At 58.3% G+C, this 13,595-nt stretch carries 13 protein-coding genes; 1 reads left to right on the top strand and 12 read right to left on the bottom strand.

Going from position 1 to position 13,595, the window contains the following annotated elements; translation table 11 throughout:
* Positions 1-32: 32 nt before the first annotated feature.
* The 7 genes from MKS85_RS00300 to MKS85_RS00270 all read right to left on the bottom strand — a co-directional run bounded on the left by MKS85_RS00300 (position 33) and on the right by MKS85_RS00270 (position 7,123).
* Complete coding sequence (locus tag MKS85_RS00300; RefSeq protein ID WP_310662515.1) at positions 33-914, bottom strand: hypothetical protein; 882 nt, start codon at positions 912-914, stop codon at positions 33-35.
* Positions 914-1,216, bottom strand: a complete 303-nt coding sequence (locus tag MKS85_RS00295; RefSeq protein WP_310662514.1) for a hypothetical protein — start codon at positions 1,214-1,216, stop codon at positions 914-916. Before MKS85_RS00295 ends, MKS85_RS00300 begins: the two co-directional genes overlap by 1 nt.
* A gap of 1 nt (position 1,217) precedes the next feature.
* On the bottom strand, positions 1,218-4,760 hold the full coding sequence (locus tag MKS85_RS00290; RefSeq protein WP_310662513.1) for a phage tail protein: 3,543 nt from the start codon (positions 4,758-4,760) through the stop codon (positions 1,218-1,220).
* Between the two features lie 57 nt (positions 4,761-4,817).
* On the bottom strand, positions 4,818-5,420 hold the full coding sequence (locus MKS85_RS00285; RefSeq protein WP_310662512.1) for a tail assembly protein: 603 nt from the start codon (positions 5,418-5,420) through the stop codon (positions 4,818-4,820).
* A gap of 53 nt (positions 5,421-5,473) precedes the next feature.
* Positions 5,474-5,896, bottom strand: a complete 423-nt coding sequence (locus MKS85_RS00280) for a hypothetical protein (RefSeq protein WP_310662511.1) — start codon at positions 5,894-5,896, stop codon at positions 5,474-5,476.
* A gap of 106 nt (positions 5,897-6,002) precedes the next feature.
* Entirely contained in the window at positions 6,003-6,986 is a 984-nt protein-coding gene (locus MKS85_RS00275) for a BRO family protein (protein ID WP_310662510.1), read from the bottom strand.
* Positions 6,950-7,123, bottom strand: a complete 174-nt coding sequence (locus tag MKS85_RS00270) for a hypothetical protein (RefSeq protein ID WP_310662509.1) — start codon at positions 7,121-7,123, stop codon at positions 6,950-6,952. Before MKS85_RS00270 ends, MKS85_RS00275 begins: the two co-directional genes overlap by 37 nt.
* 133 nt (positions 7,124-7,256) lie before the next feature.
* Here MKS85_RS00270 and MKS85_RS00265 point away from each other — a divergent pair, with 133 nt between their 5' ends.
* The gene (locus MKS85_RS00265) at positions 7,257-7,706 is read left to right on the top strand and encodes a helix-turn-helix transcriptional regulator (RefSeq protein ID WP_310662508.1); all 450 of its coding nucleotides are present in this window, start codon (positions 7,257-7,259) and stop codon (positions 7,704-7,706) included.
* A 751-nt stretch (positions 7,707-8,457) separates the two neighbouring features.
* Here the strand turns inward: MKS85_RS00265 and MKS85_RS00260 are convergent.
* Genes MKS85_RS00260 through MKS85_RS00240 form a run of 5 tightly spaced genes read right to left on the bottom strand, consistent with a single transcriptional unit; the run spans position 8,458 to position 13,583 of the window.
* Positions 8,458-8,646 (bottom strand): hypothetical protein, encoded by a 189-nt coding sequence (locus tag MKS85_RS00260; RefSeq protein WP_310662507.1) that lies wholly within the window; start codon positions 8,644-8,646, stop codon positions 8,458-8,460.
* Between the two features lie 25 nt (positions 8,647-8,671).
* On the bottom strand, positions 8,672-9,436 hold the full coding sequence (locus MKS85_RS00255; RefSeq protein ID WP_310662506.1) for a C40 family peptidase: 765 nt from the start codon (positions 9,434-9,436) through the stop codon (positions 8,672-8,674).
* Positions 9,437-9,438: 2 nt separating this feature from the next.
* Positions 9,439-10,188 carry a phage minor tail protein L gene (locus MKS85_RS00250; protein WP_310662505.1) on the bottom strand — a complete coding sequence of 250 codons (750 nt, stop codon included), beginning with the start codon at positions 10,186-10,188 and terminating at the stop codon, positions 9,439-9,441.
* Between the two features lie 9 nt (positions 10,189-10,197).
* A complete protein-coding gene (locus MKS85_RS00245; RefSeq protein WP_310662504.1) occupies positions 10,198-10,536 on the bottom strand; it encodes a phage tail protein in 339 nt (112 codons plus the stop codon).
* On the bottom strand, positions 10,536-13,583 hold the full coding sequence (locus tag MKS85_RS00240; RefSeq protein ID WP_310662503.1) for a phage tail tape measure protein: 3,048 nt from the start codon (positions 13,581-13,583) through the stop codon (positions 10,536-10,538). Before MKS85_RS00240 ends, MKS85_RS00245 begins: the two co-directional genes overlap by 1 nt.
* Between the last annotated feature and the right edge of the window lie 12 nt (positions 13,584-13,595).

Raw genomic sequence — 13,595 nt, 5'->3', positions numbered from 1 at the left:
CCGCTGTCGGCGGGTCGATTTAAATCGAATTGTCAGTTGTAAGGAAAAGGCAAATTGTCGGTTTTGATCACCAGTGCCACCGGATATCGGTCGGTGGGGAGATTGAAAAACCCTGTATTCGAAGAGGGAACTGTGTCGTCATACGTAGTACCAGCCGACGCCCCGAAAATAAATGATATATTCCCAGACCCACCGAAAGCTCCCTCAATCCCGCCATACTGACTGTAGGAATCAAATCCTCCCAAGGGAAAGCTATCATTAATCCCGACAGACCTGCTCCACGGCAAGTAGACTGCATACTCAAAACCCGCGCCCAATGGAATATCTACTCTTGATATAAGGCGAGGCCAGTTATATTCGTTAACAGGGCCACTGTTTAGGCTGTAGTTATAGCCGCTCGCGTAGGTGGTTGCGTATCGTCCGCCAGAAAGAACCCCAGGGCCCGGAGCTTGTATTGTATTCACCACGTTCAATGGCGTTTGCAACGAGTTAAATGTAATCCTCCCGGTTGCATCCCACGTTTTCAAATAGGGGGATCCTGAAATATTATCCGCCATAAGATCGAAGCAATAGAACTTTGTGCTTGTACCGGCGTTAGAGTAATAAAAGGTTATGTCATTGCCGGATCTAAAGGTGCCATTGAGGCACCCAGGACCTACGATAAACACGATTGGCGAAGTAGCGTTGGCAACCGTAAACCCATGCAATGCGTCGGTCTTGTGAGCAGGATTTACGGTTACCGTTACAGGCGTCCAGTTTGCCCCATTATTAGGGTCAAGCTGCGAGGATATGAGCGTCCTTCTTTGCCAGGTCTGCTGGTACGCCATGTGCCCACTTTTTATAAGACCGTAGCTTATCAACGCGGTATCAAACAGAATCTCTCCGCTTTCTTTGTAAACCCTTAGTTGCGGCATCAGTAATACCCATAATGGATTCGACAGTTTGCTGAAAAATAGCCCCAGCCACTTGTTGAATATGAATAGGTCCAAGACAGCGTGTTGCCTGATATCGTGACGCCCGGTTTCTTGCCTTTCTCCCGCTGCAAATCAACCAGCGGGACGACGATATAAAACCTCGTCTTTCCCACTGGCACCGCTGGAATTGCAACAGAACCATTCGCCGAACCGGTGTCCACCGAACCTTGGTGTTGGCTGATGTTCATCGTCATATCGACCATGACCACGCCTGCCGAGTTTTTGATAACCAATCCCGTCATGTCACACGCTCAGGTCAATAGCGAGGTTGCCGTTGGGGTGATAGAACCTCAGGCCGCTGCTGCTCAATGCCATTCGCCCCTGGCCGGCTACTTCACCATTCATCTCGAAACCACCGGACTTGTAGATCGCCCACCCGGTCTGCCCAAAGACATAGTTGGTCGACTGAATCACCGAACCGATTTTCGCTGTGGTAATCGTGCCGTCCTGGATGAAGGCCGAGCGGATGAAGGTCTGGCCGCCCGTAATCGCGAAAAACAATTCCGGGTTCTGGGCGTTGGTGTTCATCACCGCAAACGTGTCAGCTCTGACGACAAAGTTGGAGGTCGTACCGCCGGGCCCTGTTTCCAGGCCCAGTGCGAAACCTGCTGCATATCGCTGGCCACTCGAGGAAAGCTCCATCTTCACGGACCAGATTGTTGAAAGCTTCCCATCTGTGGATGCCTGGGCCTGCGAGGTTTGCTGGATCGCCGCACTGTTGCTGCCGACCGTTGCGGTCAATTGGTTGATCTTTGTCGAAGTCGCCGATTCGTTGGTGGCTACTACCTCTTCGAGGGTGGTCAGGTTCGCGGCGTTGTCAGCTACCTGGGCATCCAGGGCGGTCAGGCGCCGCACTGAGGCTTCGTTTTCGGAGGCTCGAGCACTGACCTCCTGGGCGAAGGACGCTGCACTTCTCGCGCCCTCAATGGCATCGGCAAGATCTCCTTCCCCGTTGTCATCACGCCATGAAGCTCGCAGCGCCTCGAAGGATGTAGCCGTGGCTTCGAGCTCGGTGATGTTGACGGTGTTGGTCGCAACCTGCTGTGCCAGGCCGTTGGCCGTTTCGACCGACTGACCAACATCCAGCCAGTAGGTGGCGTTCGGCGGCGGGTTATTGATCGGTACTGCCGAAATTGCTTGGTACAGCCGCTGGCCCTGACGAACGATGTCGTTTTTTACATAGGTCTTGGCAGCGTCATAGAGCAGGATGTCGTCGAGCGCATCGATCTGGTCCTGGAGGCCTGGGATCTTCTCGATTTCATCGCGCAAATGCTGGCCGAGTTCCGACTCGGTGATCTTCCCCTCGAGGATGTCTAGGATCGGGCCGGCATCGGAACTGGCCTGGCCCAATACCCCGTTACCGACTGGATACCACGGGCCGATGTTCCCGGTGCGGTCCACCAGGCGCGCCCAGAAAAAGAACGTGGCCCCGGCTAGCAAGCTTTGCAGGTTGTAGTCGCTCTGGGGGTAAGCCAGGTCGGCCAGCTTGGTGGCGTTCTCCAGGACGTTGGTTGGGCCGTACCAGATTTCGGTGCGCTGGGTGTCCTCGGCGCCAGCAGGGAAGCCCCACTTGAGGCCGATGCCGAACAACAGTGAGGATGCCGTCAGGAACGACACCGCCGGCGGCAGGCCCTCCTTGCCCTTGAGCTCCGTCAGCACGGAGTTACGCCAGATCGACGAGATGTCGAACGCACTCACCGCGCGCACGCGGGCCACGTAGGCTCCCGCGTAGATGCCTACCACGTCTACGTTGGTCGAGCCGGTGCGCTGGACCTTGATCCAGTTGCCGCTGTCCTTGCGCCATTCGACGTCATACGCCACAGCCCCTTCAACAGGGGGCCAGGTGATGGTCATCGTGGCTACAGCTATTCCCTGGGAAACGACAGAGTTCGCCGTCAGGGTGACGCTGGCGGGCGCCGGAACGACGGTGATCGGAATAACGCTGATCGGCCGGTCTTCCAGGCGAGCACCGGTGTCGATGAAAGCAAACTTGCTCGGCTCATACTGCAGCGCACTGATTTCGAAGTCGCCCTCGATGGTGCGTTTGGTCCGCAGCACTCGGTAAAGCGGAATCGCCAGGTCGTCAGCGTCGAGCGCCCACTGAAGCTGCGCCCGCGGCGCTTCGCTGTAGGCGACGGTCACGGTCACGGCGCGGCCGGCGACACTCTGTACTGTGCGCCCTTCGGCGCGGCCGCCGGGCAGGTTGATGATCAGTCGGTCGCCAACCTTCGCCAGGGTGTCGCGGTCCAGGGTTACAACGCGACCGGCCACAGCCGAAATGCGCCCACCAATCTCCCGACCGGCCAGCAGCGAGTCCGCCACTGGGATGATGTGGCCCGGGAGCGGGATCACGCCTTCCATGCCGGTCTTGAAGGTGACGGTGCGATCCAGGTTGTTGCTCAGGATCGCCCACTTGCCCCGCCGCTGAGCCTCGGATGCGCGCGTGCAGCCAATGGCGCTCAACTCGGTTGGCCGGTCACCATAGCGGCGCTGGAGGTCCAGGTCCGAAAACGGAATGACATCAGTGTCGTAGTTGTTCGCCGGATTGTCGTAGCTGACCAGGGCGCGGGTGTACCGGGTCTTCGCCGAGGCGCTGCCGTAGGAGAATTTCCCGTCGATGACGTTCGCCCGGGTGAAGACATAGTCGAAGTCCTGGGCGCGCGGCATATCGGCCTGCATGATCAGCTGGCCCTGGGCCCAGTAGGTCATCCCCCGGTAGATGCCGGAGATGTCCCGCAGCAGCGTCCAGGCGTCAGCCTTGCCCTGCAGGTTCATGTCACAGAGGAAGCGCGGCTCAGTGCCGCCCAGACCATCGGGCACCAACTGGTCGCAGTACTGCGCGATCCGGTACAGCTCCCACTTGTCGACCATGAACGACTTGATGCGCTTGCCCAGGCCGAAACGGTCCTCGGTGCAAATGCCGTACGTGATCCACGCAGGGTTGTTGGTCCAGGCCAGCTTCATGCTGCCGTCCCAGGTACCGGTGTAGGTGCGACTGATTGGGTCGTAGTTGCTTGGAACCTGCCACTTCCTGGCTTTGCACTTCACGGTAACGGCCGGGATGTTGGTGAACTGCTCGGCGTCGAACTCGATGTACAGCAGCGCGGTGTTCGGGTATCGCAGCTTCGCATCGATTACCTCAGTGAAACCGGCGATCAGCATGGTGTCTGCGATTTTGTTGCTGTTCTGGTTCGGCGTGATGCGGCGGACGCGGATCTGCCAGCCGGTGGTTGCCTCGGGCAGATCAACACGCTTGGACCGCTCGTAACGGGTGGTGGTCTTGCCATCCACAGCATCGGTCAGAACTTGCTGATAGGCACCGCCGTCGGTAGCCACGTCAATGGCGTATTCGATCCGGTAGCCGCCAATGTTGCCTTGATCGTCCTGGCGCTGGAGCGCGGGCCAGGCGAAGCGCAGGCGCACAGCCGACAGCTGGATGTTCGTGACAGACCGGACCCAGGCCGCATCGCTGCGCAGCTCAATGTTCAGCGAGGTTTCGTTCTCAACCGACGGAATGCCAGGGATGTAGGCCTGATCGACCGAGCCCGAACGCCACTCCCACTTCACGTTCGGGAAGTTGACGTTGCCGCTGGCGTCATTGATTGGTGTGTTGTCCAGGTAGATATCGGCCGCCGCTGGTTCGCCTTCAAACTCACCCTCTCCAACAGCAATCAGCAGCTTCGCGACGTTTGTGGAGCGCAGGTTGTCGCTGGCTTCCTTTGGGGTCTTTGGCTTGCTGCTGCCGCCCTTGGCGCCGCGGATGTCGATCTTGCGTGCTGCGCCCATACTTTCCTCCAGGCGTAAAAAAACCGCCTCATGGGCGGCCTGCTTGCTGCGATCTCGTTACTGTTTGTCTTCGGCGTAGATCGATGCGGAAATGATCATCCCGCCCCACCGGCGCTCGCCGATGCAGATCGGTACGGGGTTGCCGCTGGCCGTGGTGTTCTTGGCGCTGCCGAAGGCGTAGGACGGGGCGTTCTCAGGTCCGGCGCTCTGCTTGAGTCCCGATGCTTGGGGGCTGAGCATTTGGATGACGCCGCCGGCGACGAGGCCGATGCCCGCGCCGATCAACGGGGCGCCAAACGGAGTGGCCGAAAGAAACGTGCCGGCGACAATCAGAACCGCACCGATAACTGTCTGGATCAATCCGCCCCTTTTGCTCCCGCGCACAACCGGCACGATCCGTATTTCGTTGGCGCCACCTAATCCAAACTCTTCTTCGCCGACATTCTTCCTATTGCGGAAAACCGCAAAACGCATACCTAAACGATCCAGGCGCTGAATTTCCTCCTGAAAGCCCTGAAGCGTTGCCTTCAGCGCCCTAAATGCCTCCCAAGTCTGCCCTGAGTCGAGAAGACGGCGGTGGACCCGACCGAATTTTTTGGCAAGCGATCCAGACAACATAATCGTAGTCATTGGCTGATAATGTGCAGCGGTTGCCAGCATAGCTTTCTCCGGACGTAAAAAAGCCGCCCGGAGGCGGCTTGATTAAAACTCAATTAGTTGTAATCGACATACGGTCCTATATAGAACCCACCCATATCTCCACTGATGCGATACAGGCTTTCCTTTCCATTCTGCACGGTGGCTGAAATTGTTCGCACCGCTGCCCCTCCGCACAACCCGGAGCCGGCCAGCCCCGCACCAATGCTTGGATTGCCGGGTGGTAGGTAAAAAGATGCGCGTTGGCCGGTGCCAAGCTTCGCGGCCTTGCGACCATCAACGTATACGACAATGTCACAGCCAGAGCCGACCATTCCCGAATCCCTAACGACGGTTACTTTTCCGCTCTGACCGGCCGGCTTGGCCTGAAAAGCATACAGTTCATCGCGCGGCACCGGATCCGCCTGGTTAACCGGAATGGCGGAGGACGCACACCCCGCCAGCAAAGCAACAGCTACCGCGCCTACGGAAACTTTCATATCGGTCCCTCGCTTGGATTTGAGGCGACTCTACCATTGCGCAGAGGAAGCACCAAAACCCCGCATGTGCGGGGTTGCCTCTATAGGTCTAGGCGTAGCTGAATAATCAGGCTGCGGCAGATCGAGTCGTCTTTCCATTCCGCAGGCCAAGGCGGATTGCCGCGACATCCATGTCGGCCGAGCGCTTTTTTAATTCGCCTATAGCCATCATCGCATCGCTGAAGTGATCGGAAATTTCTGCCGGGATTGGCGACCCCAACATCCTTAGCGCGCTACCAACACCCCATCGCTCATAGATCCCTTTCACCGCCAAGAAGTGATGGATGAGGAAGCCCACATCGTACAGCTCCTTGTCGGTCAGTTCGTGGGTGTTCAAGCCGGCTCGGCCAATCCACTCGCCTTCCAGGGAGTAAGCCACCACGAAGTTGCAGGCGTCGTTCAGGTACTCCGCCGGAATCAAGGCGGTGCGCGGAACGTTAAAGCGCGAACGAAGCCGGCTCTTCATGGTGTGCTTGAAGCTGCGCTGGAGGCCATGAGGAATCGGCGACGCCTTCTGGTCAATCACTCGATCAAGGACGTGCTCGCCACTGGTTCCGATTACTGCGCCTACGAGGTCGCCCATGACGCTATGGTGATCGATGTATTGACCATGCTTTCGAATGGATGGGAGGACTTCGTCGCACACCCAGGTCTCAAACCGCAGAGCCTCAACTTTCCTGCTCTTGATGATGAGCCGGTAAAGATTGCCCTCATCAATGAAGGCTAGGCTGCGCTTCTGACCTGAAGAGCTGATGTCGCGTTTCGCGATACCAGCTCCTCGGCAATGCTTGGCGATGGCATCCGGAGCATTGCGATACCCAAGGATGGAGCAGACATCAGTGGCGCAGAACCATGGCGCCCCACCTACCTCTTGAACGCGAACGCTCCTCGCCTCGAAGGCAAAAGGGATGACATTATTAGCCTCTGTGCTAATATTCGACATGACGATTTCTTCCTCGAAGTTGATCTCGTTTCCCGAAGCCTCAGTGTTCCCGCACTGGGGCTTCTTCGTTTTCAGGCTGCTGCCTGCTTGCTTTGTGCTTCCCGCCATTTCAGACCCTCCTCAATCAGAAGGCCAAGCTCAGCATTCAAGCTGCGTCTATTTTTTCTGGCTTCTCGCTCAGCCTGCCCCTTAACAGACATATCCAGGCTCAATGGGTAACGCCCTTTCTTTTCGCAGACCATCATTACACCTCCTTGCTAATCACTTGACATCATTTGGCATCATTTACGACGTCTCGTCAACATCATTTGGCATCATTTCCTTGCAGGAAGAATGTTTCCCGAACATCATGTGTCCATACGAAACTATGGAATCACCATGCATCACCCAAAAGGCTTCCCATCCAAGCTTGTCCGCCTACGCGCGGATGCGGGGATGACGCAACGCGAGCTTGCCAAGGCAAGCGGGCTAAGCGTTCCGCAGATCAGTAGGTATGAAATGGGTACGTCCAAACCGCGCATGACAGCGCTGGTTAAACTGGCCGCCGCGCTCAATAGAGACGTCTCAGAGCTTGTCGATGCTGACGATCAACCGGAGATTACCGAAATAAGCCTGGTTTCCGAGGATGAAACCTCCATGCCCGTAGCTTTGCCAAGAGCATCGTTTGAGCGGCTACAGCAAGAGGCAGATGCGAATGGGGTTTCGCTTGAAGTAATGCTCAGCGCCGTAGTCCATTGGCATCATTCGCTAGAGACCGGTCAGGCTTTGACCCGAGAAGAAGCCTTGAAAAAAGCCCTCGCCGAGTTTGCAAACTGGAACCAGTCTTAGCTCTGCCCGCCACTACCAATCCCCATCAGCCCCTACGAACAATCTCATGGGGTCACTCCTGTGGAAGATGGCAGCAAGATACCCCACAAACTGTCTGGGCATCCAGCATGGACGAAAGCACAGTAACTGGATTGGATCCCATCGTAGTAGCGTTGTGCCTTCAAAACAAATGGGGGGGGTTTAGATGTCCGATTTCAGGGGTGCGTATTTCGTTGTGAGTGGAACGTCTTTCGCGTCAGTTATGGTGCGGCAGGCAGCAGTGTCATCCGAGAAGTCCAAAGAAGAGGTGAGCGCCTACTATGGAAAATTTTTTCCTCAGGTCCCCATAGTGCTGGCAATGCAATCATCCGATGGAAGGCTCACCTTCTGGGGGCGAAAGGATTTGGTTGGTTACCTAGCAAATAACGCTCCTAGCATCAGCTGGTGCAACTATTCGACCGACTGATTAATCGCCAATAGCCACCAGTTAGGCAGTTCATAAAGGCCATGATGCCGCGCCCGCTCAGCCGAAGGCCCGATACCGGTGGCGGTGTGAGCTTATAGAAGGATTCCCCAGTCCTTTGCCTGCAAGCCCAAGGACTGGGATTGCGCCAATTTCGGCGCCTTTAACGCAAGGAAAGAAAAATGAGCGAAAAACCCGTACTAACGCCTTTCGAAATAGGGACGATATCTGCAATCACCCTAATCGGCACATCGCTAGCCGCGCTTAACCCAGCGAAGCGGGATGCGATCAAATCAAGCGCGGAAAGTCTCATTGGGATTTTGCCAGCGGATCAAAGTTACGCTGATGGATCGTCCGGGCATCACCTTGCATTGCAAGCTCTGATAGCAGGGCTGTACCCAGACAAGTCAAAGAAATCTGAAAACTAAGCCATTCAAGCAGCTTCCCTGGCTCTTTTGGCTCAGGGAGGTGCTTCTGTCTTTTTACCATCCCGCTCATAAGTATCTCCCGTAGCGCTGCCGCATCATTCAAATGGTTGTGCATCTTTGTGCCTGAGAACCAGACAAGTTCTATCCAGCCAAGGCCCGCCGAAGACGATGATTTCGCTCGGGCGCCCGTACAGGTGGTGCAGCAGGAACGGCCCAGGGCCGAAGGTCTCAGCGTCTTCGCCAGGCAGCCCCGGGTCAGCACCGAGGAAAACCCCGGCATGGTTCGGGTGAGCCGTGCGGCCCACTTCCATCACGATCATGTCGCCGCGCTGTGGCTGGTCGACCCGGTAGAACCCGGCGGCCTCGTAGTTCGCCTCGTACAAGCTGGCGTTGTTCTTATTCTCCCACCAGCCGTCGGAACGCTTGAAGGCTTCGAACTCAAGCCCCCACTCGCGCTTGTACCAGTCGGCGCAGACCTGCCAGCAGTCCCAGGCACCGTGGACGAAGGGGCGCTTCAGCAATGGCGTCTCGCCGGCGGGTACCACCGTCCGCAAGTCGCCCTCCGGCCAGCTCAGGATGTGCCAGGGCATGGCCGTGGCTTCGCACATCGCCAGGTCGCGTGGCGACGGCCGGCTGGTGGCGTCAGGGTGCGAATGAACAATACCGATGATCTCGCCCAGGTCTTCAGCCGCGGAATATTCCTCCGGATCGATGCTGAACTCCTCGTTCGGATCGGTCGCGATGTTCTTGCATGGGAAGTACTGCTGCTTTCGGCCCAGGGCCAGAAGAAGACCGCAGCACTCGGCCGGATAGGTCTCTGCCGCGTGCATCTGGATCGCGGTCAAGATGTGTTTGCGCATGGTCAGCTCCGGGCGATCAGGGAAACGGCAGGGAATCCACCGAAGGGCAAGGCGTTCCCCTCGCCGAAGCGTGGAATGCAACCCCGGCCCAGCGTGGCGTCGCATTCGTCCAGTTCAGGGTTATCGGTGACAACCCCGTCCTTCGTGACGTAGGGCCCGGTGTAGCCGCAGTTCGGCCCACGGTAACCGCCGGTGAGACACCAGTGGCACAGCGTCGTGGCCTGGCGCCCGATGGACTCACCGCCAACGTCGCCCGGGCTCGCAAGCTCCCATGTCACCGTCTCCCCGTCCTCGTTGGTTTTCTGGTCGATATACCAGACCTCGATCGTCTCCTGGGTTGGGTCTGCCTGTGGATTGCCACCGGGGAAGTTCTCAGCGTCCAGGTAAGTGCCCAGCGTGTGCCGCATGGTCAGCTTGAACTCGAGCAGGTCGTCGAAAGCCAGGCACAAGGCTGTGATCCGGCCATTGACGTTGCCCACCGACAGCGTTGGGCGAACCGCCGTGCCGTCACCGTTGGATTCGATACCGTCAATCTGCATCGGCCAGGCGCTGTACTCGTTGCCCTGCCAGTAGATCGGCTTCGCCGGCAGCTCATCGGCTGCGGCGCCGGCGGCGATCAACTCGGCCTCGGTGTGCGGGATCGCGTGCCCATGGAAGCGCAGGATGTCCGCACCGTAGTCGGATCCGTCCAATTCGAAGAGCAGCACTTCGCTGCCAGGCTCGAGAACCTGGATGTCACTGATCAGCGGCATGGTTGCCCCTTATGGATGGTAGGCCCGTTCAAATGTGGCCGTGAGTTTGAAAGCGCCGCCGCCCGCAGGCGTGGGCACGTAGCTCTTGCAGGAAAACAGCCCGAGCTGGCCGAGCGGCGTTGTCCATAGAAAGGCCTTGGCGCCGGCGTGTCTGTCGAGGAAATCCACGATCTGCTGCACCCGCGCTTCCGGCCCCGTATGGGTGATGGGGTAGGAGTCTTCCTTGTTGTTCGGCCCGTCTCCTACATCCTGCTTGTAACCATTGCCGAACCGTGCGGTGCGCACCCGAAAATTAATCTCGGGCGCGTCTCCGTGCTGGGTGGACCAAGTGAACGTTTCGATAGCCATCAGCCCCTCCCGTTGATAACGCGCCAGATGGCGCCGCCTGGCTGCAATCCCCTGGAGATAGCCGTTTCAGCTTCGACCTTGGCTGCCTGTTGGATGCCCTTGCCCAGTTGCGTGGTGTCTTCCGTGGTTGTCGCGCCGCCGTCACCGGTGGTCTGCACGGAAACTGCCACGGGGAAGTTGTACACGTTCCCGCCGCCACTGCCGCCACCACTGATTGCTCGGACACCCAACTGACCTCCAGCCGTGCGGGTCAGCGGCATGATCGCCTCCTCTCCCGCCTCCCCCATCACGCCAATACCTCCGCCGGCCATGCCGAACGCTGTCGGCTTGCTGACGATGGAGTTGGTGAAGGCTGCGCCATTGGCGAACATCTGCACGCCGCCCGACCAGGCGCCGCCTTTGGCCTGAATACTGCCTGGAGTGAATCCCGATAGGTCACCGGAGTAACCGGCCTGGGTTGAGCCAGCCGAAGACGCACCACCGCCGAAGTAGGACCCGGCAGCCGACGCCGCCAGACCGAACAGAGCGCTGAGCCCTTCGGATGCCGCGGTCCTTGTCGCAATTCGCGCCATGTCAGCCAGAATCGACTTGGTGAAATCAGCAAACGACAGCTTCCCGGTCATGGCGAAGTTGACGATCGCATCCTCCATTGAGCTGAAGGCGTTGGTGAACAGGCTTTTGGTCTGCCCGGCCACGTCCCGCGCCGATTCCAGGTAGTTCTGCCATGCCGACGATGCTCCGGCACTCCAGCTACCCTGGGCAGCAGTCATGTCGTCATAGTTGGCCTGGACGGTGTCGTGCAGATCCTGTTGCGTGGCTTTCAGTGCATTGAGCTTCTGCGTGTACTCGTCGAGGCTCATGCCTCTGGAGCCGTCGCCGTACTGATTTGCCAGTTCCAGGCGCTGCTGGTTGATGCGGTCGTCGATGCCGTTCTGCTGGTCCGTCAGCCCACGCTGGCGATCACCTTGGCCGAGACCAGATGCAGCACGAATACCCTGCTGCTGAAGCGTTTCCACTTGCCGCTGTAGCGCCCCGGTGTATGTGCTAACTGCCAGGGTCTGCTTGCGCAGCCGGCCTTCCTCATTGGTTGCAATGATCGAGAGTTGGCTGTCCGTTTCCTGCTGGGCCTTGACCATCGCGGAGCGTGCATCGCTGATCTTCTGGTCGATCTGGATAATCTGCGAGGCAGTCGTTCCCTTTTTGGTCTTCGCTGCCTCCAATGCAGAGATTTCTGCCTCGTAACCCTGGGCAACCTCAACCGCTTCCTGTTTCAGCAGACTGACCCGCTGTTCGGTGTAGCTCGCCTGGCTGATGACTCCGGCGCGCTGCGAAGCCTCCAGTTCCTTATCGGCGTTTTTGTAATAGGCCAGGGTTTCGGCCAGGATGTTTTTCGCGTCGTTAAAGCCGGTCAGGTCGACGCTGCCTGTGGCTCCCTTCGTGTCCTTAAACTTGGCGTTGATGTTGGAGATGTTCTTGTCGATTGCCGCCTGGTCGAGCCGAGCATCCTTTGGGTCGACCTTGCGGATATCGTCGAGTTGCTTCTTGTAATCTTTGATCGCGTCGGCGCGCTTCTGCTCATTGGTCAGTGACGACTTGGTGAGCGCGTCGATTTTCGACATGGCGGACACGGCGCTCATCTGTGCCTTGGCCTGCTCGCCCTGCCACTTCGCAATATCGGCCTCGGCCGCCTGCTGATCCTCCAGCATGTTCAACCGATTCGTGTAGAGGTCGATCATCTCCTGCTTGTTCTGGAACAGACCAACATCGCCGGACTGAGCGCCGGCCAGGTCTCGCCGGGCCTGCTCAATATCGGCACTGATGTCCTGGCGGCCCAGGTTCTTCAACTGATCAGCAGCACGGGCGACTGCGTTGTATCCCTTCTCCCAGAAGCTCAGGTTTTCGAGGATCTTCGGCGTGCGCTCGTTGATGGCGTCGGCATATTGCTCGGTCGCGAGCTTCACAGCGCCAGCATGGTCGCCCTGCTCTTCCAGGGCGGCGATCTGCGAGTACACCGAAGCCGTCAGGTAGTGATACTGCTCGTTGAGCGCGGCGGAGGCCTTGACTGGGTCATCTGCCAGCTTTTTGAACTCTACGACAGTGTCGCCGACAGCCTTGCCCGTGGCTTCCTGCATCGAAATGGCGGCCTGGGCGATGCCTACGAAACTTTCACCAGCGATCTTGCCGCTGCCAGCCAATGAGGCCAGAACATCGGCAGCCGCACCGGTTGTGCCAATGGTGGCGCTCACCTGGCGAGCCATATCGCCAAGTTGCCCGGCACTCACGCCTGCATAGTTGCCGGTCAGGGTCAGTGATTTGTTGAAGTCGTCCTGCTCTTTACCGCCCTTGTAAAAGGCAACCCCAAGCGCGCCGACGGCGGCAGTTGCCAGGGCAATCGGAGCCAAAATGGCAAGCAACCCGGCAGCAGAAGCGCCCGCGCCTGCCCCCAGTTGAGCGACAGCACGAACACCACTGCCCCAGTCACCGGACGACAATGCATTGCCGAGTTGAACTACGTTTTCCTGTGCCTGGCGGGAGCCCAATTTGAGCTTATCAAAGCCAGTGGCGGTCTTTTCAAGCTTGGCGTAATCCTTATCGATTTTCCCGAGTGATGCGTTGTACTGGTCTTGGCTGATTCGGCCGGCGTCCAGGTGCTTACCCAGATCCTCGACTTGTTTATCCAGCTTCGCCACGGCGGCGCGGGCCGGGTCGATAGCGCCGAGCAAACTGTTGAGCGCCTTCTGCTCATCCATGGTGGATTTGGCAAGGGCGACCTGTTGCTTGTCGAGCTGGGCGGTGATCTTGGTGAACTCAGCCTCGCCATAGGCGCCGGTCTTGGTCAGCTTGGCCAGAGCGTCCCGCTGCTTCGCCAGGTCCTGGGTGGTTTTGGCGCCGGTGGACAGCGACTTCTCCAGAGCCTGCATTTCATTCATCAGCGAAACGGCGGACTGCTCGGCCCGACCGCCAGCCTTCGCCATTTCATCCAGGCTGGTTTTCGCCTGAATTGCATCGGCCGAGTCGATCTTGACGCCGAGTTCTGCAATGTTCATCGACTCACCTTG

This window comes from Pseudomonas sp. JL2 (assembly GCF_031570495.1).
In the GTDB taxonomy this organism is placed as follows: domain Bacteria; phylum Pseudomonadota; class Gammaproteobacteria; order Pseudomonadales; family Pseudomonadaceae; genus Aquipseudomonas; species Aquipseudomonas rhizophila.
Note: the sequence above shows the minus strand (reverse complement) of the source record. Positions and strands in the feature narration are given on the sequence as shown.

What these genes read in the sequence shown, in the direction of transcription:
- MKS85_RS00300 (WP_310662515.1), bottom strand. Translation starts at nt 914, where the DNA reads ATGCCGCAACTAAGGGTTTACAAAGAAAGCGGAGAGATTCTGTTTGAT.
- MKS85_RS00270 (WP_310662509.1), bottom strand. Translation starts at nt 7,123, where the DNA reads ATGATGGTCTGCGAAAAGAAAGGGCGTTACCCATTGAGCCTGGATATG.
- MKS85_RS00290 (WP_310662513.1), bottom strand. Translation starts at nt 4,760, where the DNA reads ATGGGCGCAGCACGCAAGATCGACATCCGCGGCGCCAAGGGCGGCAGC.
- MKS85_RS00275 (WP_310662510.1), bottom strand. Translation starts at nt 6,986, where the DNA reads ATGGCGGGAAGCACAAAGCAAGCAGGCAGCAGCCTGAAAACGAAGAAG.
- MKS85_RS00255 (WP_310662506.1), bottom strand. Translation starts at nt 9,436, where the DNA reads ATGCGCAAACACATCTTGACCGCGATCCAGATGCACGCGGCAGAGACC.
- MKS85_RS00245 (WP_310662504.1), bottom strand. Translation starts at nt 10,536, where the DNA reads ATGGCTATCGAAACGTTCACTTGGTCCACCCAGCACGGAGACGCGCCC.
- MKS85_RS00240 (WP_310662503.1), bottom strand. Translation starts at nt 13,583, where the DNA reads ATGAACATTGCAGAACTCGGCGTCAAGATCGACTCGGCCGATGCAATT.
- MKS85_RS00250 (WP_310662505.1), bottom strand. Translation starts at nt 10,188, where the DNA reads ATGCCGCTGATCAGTGACATCCAGGTTCTCGAGCCTGGCAGCGAAGTG.
- MKS85_RS00265 (WP_310662508.1), top strand. Translation starts at nt 7,257, where the DNA reads ATGCATCACCCAAAAGGCTTCCCATCCAAGCTTGTCCGCCTACGCGCG.
- MKS85_RS00280 (WP_310662511.1), bottom strand. Translation starts at nt 5,896, where the DNA reads ATGAAAGTTTCCGTAGGCGCGGTAGCTGTTGCTTTGCTGGCGGGGTGT.
- MKS85_RS00285 (WP_310662512.1), bottom strand. Translation starts at nt 5,420, where the DNA reads ATGCTGGCAACCGCTGCACATTATCAGCCAATGACTACGATTATGTTG.
- MKS85_RS00260 (WP_310662507.1), bottom strand. Translation starts at nt 8,646, where the DNA reads ATGAGCGGGATGGTAAAAAGACAGAAGCACCTCCCTGAGCCAAAAGAG.
- MKS85_RS00295 (WP_310662514.1), bottom strand. Translation starts at nt 1,216, where the DNA reads ATGACGGGATTGGTTATCAAAAACTCGGCAGGCGTGGTCATGGTCGAT.